The sequence below is a fragment of the Geothrix edaphica genome, assembly GCF_030268045.1.
Classification (GTDB): Bacteria; Acidobacteriota; Holophagae; order Holophagales; family Holophagaceae; genus Geothrix; species Geothrix edaphica.
Map to the genome: position 1 here is coordinate 939,979 of NZ_BSDC01000001.1, position 17,146 is coordinate 957,124.

The window sequence follows — 17,146 nt, forward strand, 5'->3', positions numbered from 1 at the left end:
AGCAAATATTTCCACGGACGTCCCTTGCGCCGGGGCTCCGGCTTGATAGCATCGCTCGACACCGGAGGTTCCAGTGCGGGGCAGGGGGCGTGGCATGAGGCGACTCGCACAGGGTTTGTGCGTACTGGCGGTCCTGGCATCGGGAGCGGCCCGGTCGCAGGGAACCGTGCCCCCCTGGGCGCAGGAGCGCGCCCAGAGGTGGTCCACGTACCGCACGGATGCCCGCGGCCAGCGCATCTGGCAGGCCGTGCCCTTCGCCCGGATGACCCAGGCGGAGCAGTGGGACCAGTTCATGCAGCACCTGAAGCAGGGCGGAGAATCCCGCCGGGTAGCCCTGGCCTTCCTGGGCCAGCAGACTGTGTCGGTCTGGGCCGAGGAGGCCCTCAAGACCAGGGATCCGGAAGTGGCCCTCGCCCTCTACCGGCTGGGCTACCGCCAGCCCGGAGCAGACCCCTTCGCCTATCTGGGCTCGCCGGACCGCGTGGAGCGCCCCTGGACCCACGGCCTGGGCCTGCATCTCGACAGGACGGGCTGGCGCTTCCAGTGGATCCCGAGCCCGGCCCTGTTCACGCAGTCAGGCACGGCGGGACTGCCGAAGGGCCTGGGCCAGGCCGCCCAGCCCGGCGTCCTCATCCACCTGAAGCAGCTGCGGCCCGGCCTCGAGAAGCTGGTGGCCCTCAGCGGAGGGGGTAGTCCCGACCCGCGCGGTGTCCTGCAGGCCCTGGCCCAGGGCAGCCGCGCGGGCTTTGCCGTACGGCATCTGGAGCCCTGGCTGAAGCAGGCCTCCCCGGCCCTGGAGCCCCTGGCGAACCGCGAGGCCTGGGTGTTGCACTACGGAACCACGCGGGATGGAGCCGGCGGAATCCAGGGGACCCTGGTGTTCATCCCGGGGGACCTTCCAGCGCGCACCCAGCTGATGATGGCCCTGCTCAGGCTGAATCCGCTGAGTGCCGGGGCCCGCACCCGCGTGGAGAAGTGGACAGGCCCTGGCGCATCCACGGAGGTTCAGCAGCTGCGCGGATCGGGCGGTGTCTTCCACTTGATCCAGATGGCCGAGGGCACCTGGATCAGCGACCGCGAGGCCCCGCTCCGCGCCCTGCTGTTCCCGGGGCCCGTGCCCACCCTGGGGGAGCGCCAGGAATGGACGCGCGTCGCCCTGTCGGCCATGGCCGCGGACACGGAGTTGTCCTTCTGGCTGGCTCCGCGGATCGGCGCGGACGCGACCTTCGAGAACCAGGCCCTCCGTCGCCGTCTGGCCAATTCCCAGCAGGGCACCTGGCCCAATCCCTTCGTGGCCAAGGCCGCGCCCCGCACGGGGGCCATGGCGGTGGCCCTCGGCGCAGGGCCGACCGAAAAGCTGGTGGAGGCGATCCTCCGCGTGGACGATGCCCGCGACCTGCCGACTCCTCAATATCCGGTGTTCACGAATGGGGGGCAGGCCCTGACTCCCGAGCAGCGGAAAGGCATCAAAGACGCGGATGTTCGTGCAGAGGAGGCCCTACGTCAACGGACGGCCCTGCGCCAGGACGCCGCGGCCCTGCAGGCCTGCCTGGATCTCAGGGGTGCGGCGCTGCTCTGGAATGGCTGGGTCAGCGCGCCCCCGCTCGGGCCCAAGGAGAAGGCCTCGTTGGTGGAGCTGGCCAAGCTGCGGAGAGAGGATCCCTGGCGGGCCATGCAGCTCCAGCAGGAGGGAAAGGTGTCGGCCTTCGGCGGCTTTGGCGAGCCCGGCATGGCCCCGAGCCTGGCCCTGGCCATCCCCGTGCAGCCCGCCCGGCGGGTCCAGGCTGAGAACCTGCTGAAGAAGGTCCTGCCCCGCCTCTTCCAAGGCCAGAACCAGAAGCAGGCCCTGGGGGCGGCGGAGCTGCACCGCATCCTCACGGCCCAGGCCTTCCGGCCCGCCTGGACCCTGGTGGCCGACACCCTGGTGCTGGGCACGGACGAGGCCGCTGTGAAGGCCGTGGCTGCGGGGCTCCTGGGCCAAGCGCCCACCCTGGCGGACACCGACTCCCGCGCCTGGGCGCGCATGGAAGTGGACGGGGCCCGGGCGTCTGCCGAGCTGGAGAACCTTCTGCTGGCCTTCCTCCGCAGCCGCACGGGCAGCGGATGGTGGATCGGCGAGGCTGGCAGCCAGGACGAGTCGGCGGCGGAGCTGGCGATGAGCCTGGGGCCCTTCCTGGGCGCCCTCAAGGCCCTGGGGCCGGTGCGCCTTGAGTGGAACTGGACGGCGGGCGGCCTGGAGGGGCGGCCCCGATGAAGCCACGCCTCCTCCTGGGCGCTGGCGTCGTGCTGGCCGCCGCAACCATGCTGGTGCCCCTCCGGCACCGGGCGGTCCTGGAGGCGGACCCGGCCAATCCGGTGGTCCGCATCCGCGTGGACAGCCGCTCCCTGGCGGGCCTCCGGCTGCCGGGCTGGGGTGTGGCGGTCGAAGGGGTCCCGGCCTGGCGCGGGCCGGGGGGCTTCTTCCTGATGGCCAACGGGCCGGCCTCCGCGCAGGTCAGGGCCTGGCCTGGTTTCCGACAGTCCCTGTCCATTCCTGGTGGAGGGAACTGGACTCCCGCGGGCCTTCCGGATGAAGGCGACCGGGAGGCCTTCCGGAGCTGGTTCGTGGCCCTTCTCGAGCAGCAGGTGGAGGCGCCCAGTCCCGCCTGGGAGCCCGCCCAGCGGGACTGCGCGGGTCTGCTCCGCTTCGCCTTCCGCGAGGCTCTCGTCCCCCACACGGTGGAATGGCGGAACCGCATCGCCTTCAGCGACAGCGCACCGGGCCAGGATCCCTCTCCCGCGCTCGGTGCCGCCTGGCGGCAGGGGTTCCCCACGCCGGATGGGCCGCGCCCCTTCGCCAAGGGCGCCTTCCTCCGGCGCCTGGCCTGCGTGCCCCTTGGCCGCGACACGGCCTTGGCCCGCCCCGGGGACCTGGTGTTCTTCGCCCGCGGCGGGGCCCGCACCCAGCCCGACCACGCCATGGCCTTCGTGCGGCCGGACGTGGACGGCGCCCCCATGCTGCTCTACCACACGGGGCCCGAAGGCAGCGGCACCACCCAGAAGCCCGGGGAGGTCCGCCGCGTCCGCCTGGATGACCTGCTGCACCACCCCGACCCCGAGTTCCGACCCGTGCCCGAGAACCCCTCGTTCCTGGGCCTCTACCGCTGGCAATTGCTGGCGGGCGGGGCCTCCGAACCATTCCTCCCCAGGTCCTGACATGCGCTGGTTCCGATCGATCCTCACCCTGCTGCTGCCGGCGCTCCTGCTGCTGCCCACCACCGGCACGGCCCAGAAGCGGGCCGCCGAGGCCCCCTGGCGCGAAGGCGGCTGGACCGGCGCCTTCGCCACCCTGCGGCCCACGCTCCCCGGGCAGGCAGGTCAGCTGGAAGCCGCGGGGCCCATTCCGGCGGAAGCCCGCATCCGGATCTACCGGGTGGAGGATCCCGAGGCCTTCCTGAAGAAGGTCCTGACGGACCGGAACCAGGCTGCGGCGGAAGGTGGACGCGGGGTCGCGGATCCCCTCGACCTGCTGCGCGAAGCGGTCCTGTGGGGCGGCCGCCGCGCCTTCGTCACCGTGCATCGCACCGCCACCCAGGCCCTGCGGGACGCCGCCAAGCAGACGGACCGGCTGCACTCCGCCCGCACCAGCCCAGAGCGTGTCCGCGAGGGCTCGGCCCTGCCCATCGAAGGGCGGCCCGGCATCACCTTCGTGACCGAGATCGTCCCGAAGATCAGCGAGGACATCGCCGGCAAGAAGGGGCATGAGGACGATGAATCCGGCGATGACGGGTTCACCAGCCGCGTGCCGCTGCCGGCCCAGCCCGCGGGCCTCTACCTGGTGGAGATCCTGAGGGGCAGCGATGCGGCCTATGTGCCCTGGATGGTCACGGACCTGGCGCTGCTGTCGGAGCAGGACGGCACCCGGATCCGCGTGCAGGCGGTGGATGGGCGTGATGGCGCGCCGAAGGCCGGCGCCTCCGGTCAGATCATCGAGGGGACCAGGGCCCAGCCGCTGGCCTTCGATGGCGGCGGCAAGGCCGAGGCCATGGTCACGCCGGGCGTGCGCCGGGTGGTCCTGGCCCGCAGCGGCGGGAGCTTCGCGCTCCTTGCCAGCGAGGGCCAGAGTGCCGCGGCCGTGCGCCAGCGCCTCTATGCCTTCACGGAACGGCCCCTCTACCGTCCGGGCCAGGAGGTCTTCGCCAAGGCCATCCTGCGGCGCGTGGAGGACGGTGAGAACCGCGTGGTGAACGGCGCCGCAAGCCTGCCCTTCACGGTGCTCGACCCCGAGGACACGAAGGTGGCGGAAGGTCAGGCGGAGCTGCTGAATGCCGAGACCGGCACCTACGCCGCCCAGTTCACCCTGCCGGGCGCAGGCCGCCTGGGCCTCTACCGCCTCGTGTTCCAGGGCCCTCAGGGCCCCGGCCAGGCCGAGTTCAAGGTGGAGCAGTTCGTGAAGCCCGCCTTCGAAGTGAAGGTGACCTCCGAAAAGACCAAGGTGGGTCTGGGTGATGCCCTGGCCTTCCACGCGAACGCCCGCTACTTCTACGGGGCGGCCGTGCGCGGCGCCAAGGCGGACTGGTTCCTCTACAAGGTGGTACCTCCGAAGAGTCCCTGGATCTGGGACGACGAAGACGCCGGCCCCGCGCCCGAACTGATGGAAAGCGGGCAGCTGGAGCTGGATGACGAAGGCCAGGCCGACCTGCCCACGTTCAAGGCCGAAAGCGATGGTCTCTGGCGCATGGTCGTGAAGGTGGCCGACGCCTCGGGCCAGCGCAACAGCGGCCAGGCCCAGGTGCGGGCGGCCGCCGGCGACCTGGTGCTGATGATCGCCGCGGACCGCCAGGTGGCCCTGCCCGGCAAGCCCTTCCAGGTGACGGCCCGGGCCCTCGATCTGGACGGCAAAGTGGTGCCGGGCGTGGCCATCACCCTGCGGGCCGCGCGCCTCGTGGCCCAGAAGGACCACGCCTACTGGTGGTCGCGCCCCAGTGCCCTGAAGCCCGGCGAGACCATCGCCTCCGCTCAGGGCCCCCAGGCCATGCTGAGCATCCCCGAAGGTGGTGCCTTCCTCCTGGTGGCGGAGGCGAAGGATTCCAAGGGCCGCCCCGTGACCGCCCAGCGCCAGATCACCGTGGCGGCGGAAGGCACGCCGCTGCCCGCGGTGCCGGACCTCCGCGCCGCCGCGGACAAGCCCGAATACCAGCCCGGCGACACGGCCCGCATCCTCGTGCAGCTGCCGCGGCCCAGGCTGACCCTGCACTGGGCCCTGGAGCACGAAGGCCTGGGCCAGCAGCAGAGCCGCGCCGTGCAAGGCACCACGGCGCTGATCGAGATCCCCGTCACCGCCGCCATGCAGCCCAATGTCTGGGCCGTCTTCGAGATCGTGAGCGAGGGCCGCCGCCAGCTGGCGGAAGTGCCGATTCGGGTGCCGAAACGGGACCGGCGCCTCCAGGTGGCCGTCACCACGGACAAGGAGCGCTATCAGCCGGGCCAGCCCATGAAGGTCTCCGTGGAGGTGAAGGATGCCTCCGGAAAACCCTCCGCCGCGGATCTCAGCGTGGGCGTGGTGGACGAGGCCATCTACGCGCTGAGCCAGGAGCTGCATCCCGACCCCGTGCGCTTCTTCCACCCCACGCGCCGCCACGGCGTGCTGCGATCCGGGTCCACGGACTGGAGCTTCCACGACCTGCTGCGCCGGCAGCGGCCCGTGTGGAGCCTCAAACAGACCAGGCGCGGCGACTTCAAGGCCGATGACGGCGACAAGGTGCGCCAGAACTTCAAGGACACGGCCCACTGGGTACCCTTCGTGGCCACGGGCCGCGACGGGAAGGCCAGCGTGGACCTGGTGCTGCCGGACAACCTCACGGCCTGGCGGGCCACGGCCACGGCCGTCACCGCTGACACCAAGGTGGGCGTGGGCCGGGCCTCCAAGCCTGCCTCCAAGCCCCTGCAGGTGGCCCTCACCCTGCCGCGCACGCTGAGCGTGGGCGAGGAGGCCCGGGCCATCGCCCTGGTGCGGAACCTCTCCGGTCAGCCCCTCCAGGGGAAGATCCGGCTGGAAGTCCAGAACGGCCGCTTCTCGGGCACCCCCGAAGGATCATTCAGCCTCCAGGACCAGGGCGAGTACCGCTTTGCCCTCCCGCTGTTCTCCGACAAGACCGGTCCGCTCACGGTGACCGCCCGCGTGGAAGGCGGCGGGCTGAAGGATGCTGAGCGGCAGAAGGTGGCCGTCCAGGACCAGCTCGTTCCGGCGTCGATGTCCGGTTCCATGCTGCTGGAGGGCGGCTCCCAGTCCCTCACCATCCCGCTCCCGCCCGCCGCCAAGGGGGACGCGACCCTGGTGCTCACGCCCGTGGGCAACCTGGAGCATCTGGCCGCGCCCTCGCTGCCTTACCTCATCGGCTATCCCTATGGCTGCGTAGAGCAGACGCTCTCGAGCTTCGTGCCCAACCTGCTGGTGGCCGACCTCGTGAAGCAGGGCGCCATGCCGGATCTCGACTGGAAGCAGCTCACGAACCTGGACCGCAACATCCGGGATGGCGTCTTCAAGGTCTACGGCTACCAGATGGCCAACGGCGGCTGGGGCTGGTACGCGCCCGGGGACTTCGCCCTGGACGCCAACCCCCACACCACCGGCTACGCCATCCAGAGCTTCGCCACCATGAAGCGCCTGGGCTATGCCGTGGACGAGGGGGTCTACCGCCGCGGCCGCCTGGCCGCCATGAACCTCTTCCAGCAGGTCGCGCGGCAGGCGGATCAGGCTGGCGCCACGCCCCAGGCCCGATCGGCCGGCCATGGGCAGTCGAGCGAGCCCGCCGCGGATGCCGCCTTCCTGCTGGTGTCCCTGGCCCAGGCTGGCGAACCCCTGGCGGGCCTGCTGGACAGCGCCGCGGACAAGGTGCTGCGGGGCCAGTGGCCTGGCGATCATGTGCTGGCCATGGTGGCGCTGGCCGCGGCCCAGGCGAAGCACCCAAGGACCGCCGCGCTCATCGAACGCCTGGAGCAGCGGGCCGTGGTGAAGGGGGGCTTGGCCCGCTGGGAGGGCCGGCGGGAGTTCTGGTGGAGCTACGCCTCGGGCGATGTGGTGCCCACGGTCATGGCCCTGAAGGCCCTGTGCCTGGCGCGTCCCCAGTCGCCGCTGATCCGCCAGGGCGAGACCTTCCTGGCCTCGGAATACCGTGGCTACGGCTGGTACTCCACCTGGAGCACGGGCCAGATCGTGGACCTGCTGCCCTACCTGATGAAGGTCCGCAAGCTCGATTGGGGGCCGCTCGCCATCCAGGCCGCTGTGCAGGGTGGCCCCACCTGGGACTTCAAGGAACGGCCTCAGCCCCGCCGCTGGAACGTCCGCGAAGCCCGCCCGGGCAGCTACGCCATGGCAGAGCCAAAGGCCGTCACCCTCACGGCCAGCGGCAAGGGCCTGCTGGTGTGGACCTACGCCTACCAGGTGCCGGGCAGTGCCGCGGGCGTCCCCAAGGGCGACGCCTCCTCGGCCCTCCGCCTGTCCGTGACCCGGAACCTCTGGCGTCTGAAGACGCCCCAGGAAACCGGCAATGCCCATCAGGGATGGGTCCGCCAGAGCTGGACGGGGACCCTGAACGCAGGCGAGGAGGCCTGGATGGAGGTGTCCTTCCGCACGGACCGGGATGCGGACTACGTGATGCTTGAGGTGCCCATCCCCGGCGGCCTCAGCCCCACCGTGAAGCTGGAAGGCTTCGTCCTGGAAGGGAAGCCCTTCACGGACGAGGGGGCTTCCGAGACCTGGACGAAGCCCCGCATCGAGGTCCACGCGGACAAGGTGACCTTCCTGTTCCCCCGGACCTGGAGCTGGGACACACACACCGTGCGGATCCTCCTGCGGGCGGGCATGGCAGGCAGCTACCGGCTGCGGCCGGCCAAGCTGAGCCTCATGTCGAACGAGGGGCAGTGGGCCACCTGCGACGGGGCGGACCTGAAGGTACTGGACGGGGGTGCGCGATGAGGCGGCTGCTGATTTTCTCCCTCCTGCTGACAGCCACCTTCCTGGGCGCCCAGAAGCCGCGGGCGGCGAAACCCCAGCCCGCGGGAGCCTATGTGCCCGACCTCAAGCAGTGGCGCCTGGAGGTGGCGCCGGCCCTCGGCGGATGGTCCGGGGACCGCACCGTGAACCTGCGCATCAAGCTCGTGGATCCCCGGGATCCCAACCCGCCCAAGGACCAGGCCCAGCCCCGATTTTTCGACGACGAGGAAGGGGGCGAGGACGAGCCCAGGACGGAGGACACCCGCACCGCCGAGCAGCTCCGTCAGGAGCGGCTGGCGCGGGAGGCCGAGGCCGCCCGCAACGCTTGGCGGTCGCGCAGCCTCCAGGTGTGGTTCAACGGCGCGACACTGCGCTGGCAGGCCAGTGTGGGCACCACCCTGCACACCGAACTCACCGCCCAGAACGGCGAGAACCGCCTGGAGATCCTGGAGCCGGATTCGGGCCTGAAGGTGGTCCGCAGCTGGTGGGTGTCCACGGCGCGGACCCGCCTCCGCGTGGTGTCCGTCCAGGTGGGCGAGGAGTACGCCAGCGGCAGCCTCCAGGTGCAGGAGCCGGACGGGGCCCTGGCGCAGGGAGGCCGCCGCACGCCCTCCGGTGGGATGCTGCGCTGGTCCGGCGAATACACCCACGAAACGCCGCCTCCGGGCACGTACACCCTGAAATGGATCAGCGGCTGGCGTGGTGGCCGGCCCGCCCGGGTCCGCCTCGAGGCCCTGCTGGACGGCGGCACCGACCAGGAGCGCCGCTGGATCTGGGAACGCCTCATCCTGCCCGGCGCTGGACCTGTCACCCTGGGGACCTTCGATGTGGAACCTTAGGCTGGTCGTCGCCCTCCTGGCCTTCCGGCTGCTGACCGCCCAACCGGCGCCGGAAACCGGGCCCAGTCCCGCGTTGCTGGCAGCCTCGCGGGCGCCGGTCCTCCGGCCGGGCGAGGGTTTCGCCATCACCCTGGGGGACGGCGAAGTGCGCGCCTTTGGGGAGGCCCGGAAGGAGGCTCCCATGGGCAGCCTCGCCAAGCTGGTCTGGATGCGGCTGGAAGGGGCCGAGTGGTCCAGCTCGGGCGTCCAGTACCGGTGCAAAGGCACTGATGGGCCCTTCGTGTGCTGGAATCGCGAGGGCCACGGCCGGGTGGACTTGGGCCGCGCCCTCCAGGAGAGCTGCAACCTGGCCTTCCTGGTCTGGATCGCGGGGTCCCGGGAGCGCTGGCTGCAGGACTACGGCCCGGATGCGGCCCGGGCGCGCCTGGAGGATGTCTTCCAGCCCTTCCTGGGCCGCCGCCTGCCACTGGGGGAAGGCCTGCCGCCCCTGACCGCGGCCTGGGTGGGCGACGGAGACCTGCTGCGGACCAGCCCCGAGGCCTTCCTTCGCTGGCTCATGGAACCGGACCAGGCGGAGGTGGTCACCTTCGGGAAGCGCTTCCTGGCGGGCTATTGGGTGGAATTCATGGATCTCTTCGGCAAGGAGGGCTGGTGGTTCAAGACCGGTACCGGCCCGGTGCCCGGCGAACCTACGGCCACCAGCGCCTGGGTGGCCGGTGGGCGCGGCTCCGCCCTCGTGGTGCTCCACCTGCCGCGGGGCCGGGGCAAGCAGGAGGGCATGGTGCGCATCCGGGAGATCCTGGGGCTGAAGCCTTGATCGTTCTGGCTGTGGCGGCCCCCGCGCCGCCGTTCACGCCTCCGGTGATCGACGGGGATCCTGCCGCCCAGCAGGCCGTGGAAACGGCCTTGCGGCAGTCGTTCGCCGCCACGACGGCCTTCGGGGCATGGCCCCCCGGGCCCTGGCGTGTGGTCATCCACGCTGACGCCACCGCCTTCGAGCGGACCACGGGCGGGGCCCCAAGTGCGCGCAGCGGCCAGTGGGTGGGGGCCACGCTGCACCTGCGGCCCTGGGAACAGCTGCAGCGGCGGGACCTGGGCGCGATCCTGCGCCACGAGCTGACGCACCGGCGCCTGGCGAAGGCGGGGCTGCGCCGGTGGACGGAGGAGGCCCGCTGCCAGTGGGCGGAAGGCCATTCGGGCCCGCCGAAGGTCTGGCCTGTCGCGCCTCCCGGCGGGCTGCAGGCGCGCCTCGACCGGGCCCTGGCGGGTGGCACCACTCGCGAGCAGCACTGGGCCTATGGGTGGCTGCGGGCCTGGCTGCGGGGTGAGCCCCTGCCGGCACCGCCCAGCGCCCGGGCGCCCCGGAGGGACGCGTGGGTGAAGGAGGCCGCCACCCTGGCGGAAACCGTCACGGTGGTGTGGCCGCCCGAGCGCCTCCGCCATCCGATGATCGTGAATGGACATCGACTGTCGCATCGAGCGGGCGGGACCTGGCGCTTCCAGGGGCAGGTCCGATTTGGTGGGGGCTCCCCCGTCCACACCCTGGCCGGTCGCGTGGTGGTGCGCGCCGAGGCCCGCGGCTGGCGGCTTGCCTGGACGGCCTCCCGGGCCGCCTGGGTTGCCGCGGCCACCGAGGGCGAACTCGGGGCCGAGGCCCCCTTCGAAGCGCGACGGGCCCTGGCGGCTGTGTTGCAGCGCTGGCTGGAGGGCCATCGCCATCAGCATCCCGGCGGTGTCCTCTGTCCTCTGACGCACTGTGCGGTGGTGCGGGGAAAGGCCTCGATCGATACGCTCCGTGCGGCCGCGACGGCACCACGCTTGGATGTGGATCCCCGCTGGGCCTTCTTCACGGGCTCATCCGGCGGTCACCCTCTCAGTCCCCGCGAGGTCTGGGGTGGGGGGCCCGAGGGTCCCGGCGGGGGCACGGAGGTTCCAGGCGACCGCTGGCTGGCTTGGGAGCGCACCCTCAGCCCAGGACAGGCCAGTGCGCTGAAGCAGGATGTGCGGCCCAGCCTGAAGCCGGGCCAGAAGGGCCTGAAGCTGGGGGACTCCGGGCCCTATGCGGTCGAGGAACTGCGGCTGGCCGCGGGGCGGCGCTTCGGCTGGACCACCTGGCCCAGCAACGCCTGCGAGGCGGAGGCGCTGCCCGACGGGTCGCTGCGGCTGCACGGCTGGGGCTGGGGCCACAATGTGGGCCTCTGCCTTGCCACGGCCCGCTTCCGGGCAGAGCAGGGCGCCACCGCGGAGCAGATCCTGGCGGAAGCCTACCCTGCTTCGTGGAGAGGCGCCCCATGACCTGGTGGCTGTACCTGCTCCGTTGCGTGGACGGCACGCTCTACTGCGGCATTGCGCTCGATGTGGAGGCGCGGTTGCAGCAGCACCGCGAAGGCAAGGGCGCCAAGTACACCAGGGGCCGCGGGCCCCTGGTGCTGGTCTACCGCGAGGCCTGTGGCTCGAAGGCCGAGGCGCTGCGGCGGGAGCGGACCATCAAGCGCCTGAAGCGCCCGGCCAAGGAGGCCCTGATCGCTACAGGAAGACCGTGATCGCGATGCGGATCCCCGGGTGGCGGGGATTGACCAGGTAGTAGCCATCGCCGTAGTAGTCGACGTACACCCGGTCCGTCAGGTACCAGTCATCCACCCAGAACTCCGGCCAGGGATCCACGATGAGGAACCAGTAGCCCCCGCACCGGAACCGGGGATAGCCCTGGTAGATCACGGGGCGGCTGCCGATGAGGAAGGGATGCTGATAGCCGAAGCGGGAGACGAACTGCGGCTCGGGGATGCGATAGCCACCGTAGCCACCACGCTGGGCCCAGGTCCGGTGGTCGCGCTCCCATTGATGAGCGCGATGTTCCCGCCAGCTGGAGCGGGCGGGCCAGGCGTCGCGGCGCCATGTGTCCCGCGCCTGCCAGGCACGGGCGGTCTCGGCGGCGCGTGGAGAGGGGCGCGCCTCACGCGCCTGCGGGCGGGAGGGCTCCCGGCGGTCGGAAGGCGGTCTCATGGTGCCGGGCGCCTCGCGCCGCTCCATGCGTCCCTCGGGGCGTCCCTCTGCGCGACCTTCGGGCCGGGTGGAACGCTCCTGCCGTTCGGGCCGTGCCTGGCGTTCGGGTCCAGGCATGGGGCGCGCCCGCTCCATGTCCCGCGAGGGGTGGGGTGCCTGGGGGGCGACTCTCGTGGGTGAGGGCTGCTCCCGGCCTCGTTCAGGAGCGCGACGTTCGGGGGGGCGACCTTCATGGGGGCGATCCGGCCGGGGACCTTCTTCCCGGCGGTCGTGTTGGGCCGAGGCCGGCATGGCCAGGATGGTCAGAAGCGACAGAACCAGAGGGCTGGACGTTCGATGGCGCGTCATGGACTTCTCCTTTCCACATCCTCGATGGAGGCACTGGATAAGATGCTGGCAAAGCAGGATCAGTGCCAGCCCATGCTGCCCCACCACCGAGCCGGAGGTGTTCCGGCGCCGTCGAGATCGGCCCCAGACCTAGCCGGAATCAGTGCTGCAGCAGGTTCCGCAGGTCGTCTATCTGCGCCTTCGAGGCCACCGGGCGGGCTGGCTGGGAACCATCGATGGGCACCGCGAGCACGTCCGCCGATTCGGCCTTTCGCGAATCGCTCCGGGTCTCCACGACCAGGTAGACCGTTCGACGGAGGCTGTCGTAGTGCCAATTGGCGCACCTGGTTCCCGTGGCCGTGATCGCGTGCAGATTCCTGCCCGACGCGTCGCAGAGCCAGATCCTGGCCTCGTCGCCTTCATCGAGGCGGCCATTCCCGTTCGTGTCCGAGTCGACGATGCTCACCACCAGGCCGTCGACCCGGGCGCTCCTGCCCTCCTCTGCGTCCTCGAGGGTGTCATAGCGGAGGATGAGGCTTTTCCGGGATAGCAGGGGCCGGGATGCCAAGGTCTTCGCGTCCACGAAGAGGAGGTTGAAGAGCGGGACGCTCGGGGCACCCTTGCTGTAGCTCCCGATGCCTCGGGGTTCTTCGGGCTCCTGCGGGAGTCCCTCCACGGGAACGAGCAGGGTATCCGTACCCTTCATGGGCTTCGGGAGGCCGAGACGCAGGATGGCGGCCTGGGAGGGAGGAGCGTCCGCCGTGGTTGCCGGGGCCCCAGCCGGAAGGCTCTGGCCCCGGTCACGAGTGGGCCAGAGCGCAGTGAGGCCGGTGGTCAGCAGGACCAACAGGCCCACCAGCAGGAGCGTTCCGTTCACGGCCCAGAGGAGGTGGTTGTAGCGCTGGAGGTCGATCCTCATGCCTGGCGTCCCGCGCCCATCTCCCGCAGCAGCGCGGCCACCGCGGCCTTGGGATCCTCCGCCTTGAACACCGCGTTGCCGGCCACGAGGCAGTCGGCGCCGGCGCGGACGAGCTCGGCGGCGTTCTTCAGACTCACCCCGCCATCCACCTGGATGAAGAAGGGCACCCCGCGAGCCGCCCGCAGGGCGTTGAGGCGCTTCACCTTGTCGAGGACGCGGGGGATGAAGCTCTGGCCGCCGAAACCCGGGTTCACGCTCATGAGCAGCACGAAGTCGAAGTCTCCCACGAGGTCCACCAGGGTCTCGATGGGCGTGCCCGGATTCAGTACCACGCCGGCTTTGCCGCCTGCCTGGCGGATGGCGGCGAGGGTGCGGTGCAGGTGGGGATCCGCCTCCTGGTGGATGCTCACCCAGTCGGCGCCGGCCTTCACGAAGTCCGCGGCGTAGCGCAGGGGCTCCAGGATCATCAGGTGGCAGTCCAGGGGCAGGGCGGTGGCCTTGCGCAGGCCCTCCACCACCGGCAGGCCGATGGTGATGTTCGGCACGAAGCGGCCGTCCATGACGTCCACGTGCACCACCCGGGCGCCGGCGGATTCGATCATCCGCAGTTCCTCGCCCAGCCGCGTGAAGTCGGCGGAGAGCAGCGACGGGGCCAGCAGGGGGGCGGCGGGACGGAGGCTCATGGCTCCAGTATTCCAGAGGCGGTCTCCATCCGCCGCGGAGATCCTTGTTTTCAGTGTCCGAGCGGCGCTTCCACGCCGTTCACCCACAGCCGTCCGGGCTTCACCTTCCGCAGGGCTTCGGGACTCACCTCCCCGAGGGGCACCTGGATCCACAGCAGGTCGGCCACGGCCCCCTTCTGGAGCGCGCCCAGGTCCTTGGCGCGGCCCAGGGCCGCGGCGTTCCCGGCCGTATAGGCACGGACGGCCTCGGCGCGGGTGAGGCGCTGGGCGGGCAGGAAGCCGCCGGGCGGGTTGCCGTCGGGATCCTGGCGGGTCTCGGCGGCAGCCAGGGCGATGAAGGGGTTGGCGTCCTCCACCGGGGCGTCGCTGCCGAAGGCGAGCAGGGCGCCGCCGTTCGCGAAGCTGCGCCAGGGGAAGGCTTCGTCCACGCGCCCGGGGCCCAGGCGGGCGGGAGTCCAGCTGTGATCCGAGGTGCAATGGGTCGGCTGGATGCTGGCCACCACGCCCAGCTTCCCGAAGCGGGCGGCGTCTTGGGCCGTGACGATCTGGGCATGCTCGATGCGTGGGGGCAGGGCGCCCTTGCCCTTCTTCATGGCTTTTTCGAGCAGGTCCAGGGCCGCCCGGTTGGCCGCGTCGCCGATGGCGTGGATGGCCGGCTGGAATCCGGCCCGCAGGGTGATGGAGGCGTCCAGGGCGACCTTGGCCGGATCGGTGACCCACAGGCCCTGGGTGGATGGTTCGTCCGAATAGGGGGCGAGCAGCCGGGCGCCGCGGCTGCCCAGGGCGCCATCCAGATAGAACTTCACGCCCTGCACCTGGAAGAAGGCCAGGTTCTTCGCCCGGCCCTGCTTCAGCTCCCGGAGCATCAGGGCGTGATCGTGGTTCAGGTAGGCGAAGACGCGGATGGGCAGGGTTCCCGCCGCGGCCAGGCGCCGGTAGGCCGCCAGCTCGCGGGCGCCGACACCCATGTCCGCCACGGCCGTGAAGCCGTCGGCGCGCAGGGCGATGAGCCCGGCCTTCAGGCGGGCTTCAAGTTCGGTGGAGGTGGGTTCGGGGATGAGCTTCTCCACGAGCTGTGTGGCCGCATCCAGCAGGATGCCCGTGGGGCGCCCGGCGGCATCCTTGAGGATGCGTCCCCCCTTCGGGTCCGGCGTGCCGGGGCCGATGCCCGCCAGAGCCAGGGCCGCGCTGTTCACCCAGGCGGCGTGGCCGTCCACGCGCTGGAGGAAGGCGGGCCGGGCGCCGGTGAGGGCGTCCAGGTCGAGGGCCTTGGGGAAGGTCTTGGCGGGCCAGCGGTTCTGGTCCCAGCCCCGGCCCAGCACCCAGCCCTGCGGGTGGGCGGCGGCCCAGGCCCGGATGCGCGTCAGGGTGCCGTCCAGGTCCGCCGGTCCCGTGAGGTCCACCTTCCGGCTCAGGGCGCCCAGGCCGCCCACATGCGCGTGGCCCTCGATGAGCCCGGGCAGCAGTGTGCCCCCGGGCAGGTCCACGCGCCGGGCTGTCGGGTGGGCTTTGGCGAGGGTGTCAGGCGTGCCTACGGCCAGGATCCTCCCTTTCCCGATGGCCAGGGCCTGACCGTGCTGCGGGCCCTGGGGGGTCCAGAGGTCGGCACCGGCGAGAATCAGGATGGGAGCTGGCGGCGGAGGCGGCAGGGGCATGGGGCTCTCTCGGAGGGGAAGGGCCAGTGTAGCGTCACCCCTCACGTGGGCGATAAGGTGGATCCTTCGGAGGCTCCATGTACCAGAAGGATTTCCTGGATCAGGTGCGGACACAGCTCACAGTGTCAGAAGATCCGGCAAAGCTTCGGCAGCGGTCCTTCGAGACAAGTTCGGGCATTCCGCTGAAGAACAGCTATACGCCCGCGGACCTGGCCGATCATGACCCTCTGCGTGACCTGGGCGCCCCGGGGAAGTTCCCCTTCACGCGGCACGTGCAGCCCACCGGGTACCGCGGCCGCCTGTGGACCATGCGCCAGTACGCGGGCTTCGCCACGGCGGAGGAGAGCAACGCCCGCTACCGCTACCTGCTGGAGCAGGGCACCACGGGCCTCTCCGTGGCCTTCGACCTGCCCACCCAGATCGGCATGGACCCTGATCATCCGATGGCGCTGGGCGAGGTGGGCAAGGTGGGCGTGAGCATCAGCTCCATCCACGACATGCGCACGCTGTTCCGGGACATCCCACTGGACAAGGTCAGCACCAGCATGACCATCAACGCCCCCGCCAGCGTGCTGCTGGCCCTCTATCTGGCCGTGGCGGAGGAGCAGGGCGTTTCCTGGGACAAGGTGAGCGGCACCATCCAGAACGACATCCTCAAGGAATACATGGCCCGCGGCACGTACATCTTCCCGCCGCGCCAGAGCCTGCGTCTCATCACGGACATCTTTGCCTTCTGCGCGGAGCAGGTGCCCAACTGGAACACCATCTCCATCAGCGGCTACCACATCCGCGAGGCCGGCTGCACGGCGGCCCAGGAGATCGCATTCACCCTGGGCGACGGCATCGCCTACGTGCAGGCGGCGCTGGACGCAGGGCTGAAGCTGGAGGCCTTCGCGCCCCGCCTCAGCTTCTTCTTCAACGCCCACAACCAGTTCTTCGAGGAGGTGGCCAAGTTCCGCGCCGCCCGTCGGCTCTGGGCGCGGATCATGAAGGAGCGTTTCAAAACGGACGATGCAAAAAGCCAGATGTTGCGTTTCCACACGCAGACGGCGGGCAGCACGCTGACGGCCCAGCAGCCGGACAACAACATCGTCCGGACGGCGGTCCAGGCCATGGCGGCCGTGTGCGGCGGCACCCAGAGCCTGCACACCAACAGCCGGGACGAGGCCCTGGCCCTGCCCACGGAGCAGAGCGCCATGATCGCCCTGCGCACGCAGCAGATCCTGGCCCATGAATCGCGCGTGGCCGACGTGGTGGATCCCTTCGCGGGCAGCTATCTCATCGAGTCCCTGACGGATGAGCTGGAGGCCCGCGCCTCCGCGCTGCTGGCGAAGGTGGATGAGCTCGGGGGCATGGTCGCCGCCATCGAGAAGGGCCTTCCCCAGCGCGAGATCCAGAACGCGGCCTACGCCTACCAGAAGGCCGTGGAGAAGGGCGAGCAGGTCGTGGTCGGCGTGAACCGCTTCGCCATCAGCGGCGAGGTGACACCGGATCTCCTCCGGGTGGACGAGTCGCTGGGCGAGGCCCGGCGCCGCCAGGTGGCGGCCGTGCGGGCGGGCCGGGACCAGGAGGCCGTCGCGGCCCGGTTGGCCGAGCTTGCCGCGGCAGCCAGGGGCACGGAAAACCTCATGCCACGCATTGTGGCGGCCGTGAAGGCCGAGGCCACCGTGGGTGAGATCTGCGATGCCCTCAGGCTCGTCTTCGGTGAGTACCAGGAGCACCTGGTGCTCTGATCGTTCAAAACC

The 17,146-nt window shown here is 71.0% G+C and carries 12 protein-coding genes; 8 read left to right on the top strand and 4 right to left on the bottom strand.

The features are described from left to right. Window positions 1-166 precede the first annotated feature (166 nt). From QSJ30_RS04210 to QSJ30_RS04240, 7 genes are read left to right on the top strand one after another with little or no spacing between them, the layout of a single operon-like run. On the top strand, window positions 167-2,254 hold the full coding sequence (locus QSJ30_RS04210) for a hypothetical protein (protein ID WP_285606724.1): 2,088 nt from the start codon (window positions 167-169) through the stop codon (window positions 2,252-2,254). Further along, the gene (locus QSJ30_RS04215; RefSeq protein WP_285606726.1) at window positions 2,251-3,195 is read left to right on the top strand and encodes a DUF1175 family protein; all 945 of its coding nucleotides are present in this window, start codon (window positions 2,251-2,253) and stop codon (window positions 3,193-3,195) included. The genes QSJ30_RS04210 and QSJ30_RS04215 overlap by 4 nt, the downstream gene beginning before the upstream one ends. Before the next feature lies 1 nt (window position 3,196). Then, window positions 3,197-7,957 (top strand): alpha-2-macroglobulin family protein, encoded by a 4,761-nt coding sequence (locus QSJ30_RS04220; RefSeq protein ID WP_285606728.1) that lies wholly within the window; start codon window positions 3,197-3,199, stop codon window positions 7,955-7,957. Then, window positions 7,954-8,814, top strand: a complete 861-nt coding sequence (locus QSJ30_RS04225; RefSeq protein ID WP_285606730.1) for a hypothetical protein — start codon at window positions 7,954-7,956, stop codon at window positions 8,812-8,814. The genes QSJ30_RS04220 and QSJ30_RS04225 overlap by 4 nt, the downstream gene beginning before the upstream one ends. Continuing rightward, a complete protein-coding gene (locus QSJ30_RS04230) occupies window positions 8,801-9,631 on the top strand; it encodes a hypothetical protein (protein WP_285606732.1) in 831 nt (276 codons plus the stop codon). Before QSJ30_RS04225 ends, QSJ30_RS04230 begins: the two co-directional genes overlap by 14 nt. After that, a complete protein-coding gene (locus tag QSJ30_RS04235) occupies window positions 9,628-11,109 on the top strand; it encodes a hypothetical protein (RefSeq protein WP_285606734.1) in 1,482 nt (493 codons plus the stop codon). The genes QSJ30_RS04230 and QSJ30_RS04235 overlap by 4 nt, the downstream gene beginning before the upstream one ends. After that, window positions 11,106-11,357: a GIY-YIG nuclease family protein gene (locus QSJ30_RS04240; RefSeq protein WP_285606736.1), complete on the top strand. Its 252-nt coding sequence runs from the start codon at window positions 11,106-11,108 to the stop codon at window positions 11,355-11,357. Before QSJ30_RS04235 ends, QSJ30_RS04240 begins: the two co-directional genes overlap by 4 nt. On the opposite strand, the gene QSJ30_RS04245 is transcribed toward QSJ30_RS04240, so the two are convergent. From QSJ30_RS04245 to QSJ30_RS04260, 4 genes are all read right to left on the bottom strand, one after another. Then, window positions 11,341-11,934, bottom strand: coding sequence for a hypothetical protein (locus QSJ30_RS04245; protein ID WP_285606738.1), 594 nt, complete (start codon window positions 11,932-11,934; stop codon window positions 11,341-11,343). The genes QSJ30_RS04240 and QSJ30_RS04245 overlap by 17 nt on opposite strands. Window positions 11,935-12,304: 370 nt before the next feature. Continuing rightward, complete coding sequence (locus QSJ30_RS04250; protein WP_285606740.1) at window positions 12,305-13,063, bottom strand: hypothetical protein; 759 nt, start codon at window positions 13,061-13,063, stop codon at window positions 12,305-12,307. Continuing rightward, a complete protein-coding gene (rpe, locus tag QSJ30_RS04255) occupies window positions 13,060-13,746 on the bottom strand; it encodes a ribulose-phosphate 3-epimerase (protein WP_285606742.1) in 687 nt (228 codons plus the stop codon). Before rpe ends, QSJ30_RS04250 begins: the two co-directional genes overlap by 4 nt. A gap of 50 nt (window positions 13,747-13,796) precedes the next feature. Then, window positions 13,797-15,401: an amidohydrolase gene (locus QSJ30_RS04260; protein WP_285606745.1), complete on the bottom strand. Its 1,605-nt coding sequence runs from the start codon at window positions 15,399-15,401 to the stop codon at window positions 13,797-13,799. A gap of 77 nt (window positions 15,402-15,478) precedes the next feature. Between QSJ30_RS04260 and QSJ30_RS04265 the strand changes: the two genes are divergently transcribed. Then, on the top strand, window positions 15,479-17,134 hold the full coding sequence (locus QSJ30_RS04265; RefSeq protein ID WP_285606747.1) for an acyl-CoA mutase large subunit family protein: 1,656 nt from the start codon (window positions 15,479-15,481) through the stop codon (window positions 17,132-17,134). Window positions 17,135-17,146 lie beyond the last annotated feature (12 nt).

Excerpts from the sequence above, each read along its gene's own strand:
- QSJ30_RS04240 (WP_285606736.1), top strand. The coding sequence starts at position 11,106 with ATGACCTGGTGGCTGTACCTGCTCCGTTGCGTGGACGGCACGCTCTAC.
- QSJ30_RS04230 (WP_285606732.1), top strand. The coding sequence starts at position 8,801 with ATGTGGAACCTTAGGCTGGTCGTCGCCCTCCTGGCCTTCCGGCTGCTG.
- QSJ30_RS04220 (WP_285606728.1), top strand. The coding sequence starts at position 3,197 with ATGCGCTGGTTCCGATCGATCCTCACCCTGCTGCTGCCGGCGCTCCTG.
- rpe (WP_285606742.1), bottom strand. The coding sequence starts at position 13,746 with ATGAGCCTCCGTCCCGCCGCCCCCCTGCTGGCCCCGTCGCTGCTCTCC.
- QSJ30_RS04250 (WP_285606740.1), bottom strand. The coding sequence starts at position 13,063 with ATGAGGATCGACCTCCAGCGCTACAACCACCTCCTCTGGGCCGTGAAC.
- QSJ30_RS04225 (WP_285606730.1), top strand. The coding sequence starts at position 7,954 with ATGAGGCGGCTGCTGATTTTCTCCCTCCTGCTGACAGCCACCTTCCTG.
- QSJ30_RS04265 (WP_285606747.1), top strand. The coding sequence starts at position 15,479 with ATGTACCAGAAGGATTTCCTGGATCAGGTGCGGACACAGCTCACAGTG.
- QSJ30_RS04260 (WP_285606745.1), bottom strand. The coding sequence starts at position 15,401 with ATGCCCCTGCCGCCTCCGCCGCCAGCTCCCATCCTGATTCTCGCCGGT.
- QSJ30_RS04215 (WP_285606726.1), top strand. The coding sequence starts at position 2,251 with ATGAAGCCACGCCTCCTCCTGGGCGCTGGCGTCGTGCTGGCCGCCGCA.
- QSJ30_RS04245 (WP_285606738.1), bottom strand. The coding sequence starts at position 11,934 with ATGCCTGGACCCGAACGCCAGGCACGGCCCGAACGGCAGGAGCGTTCC.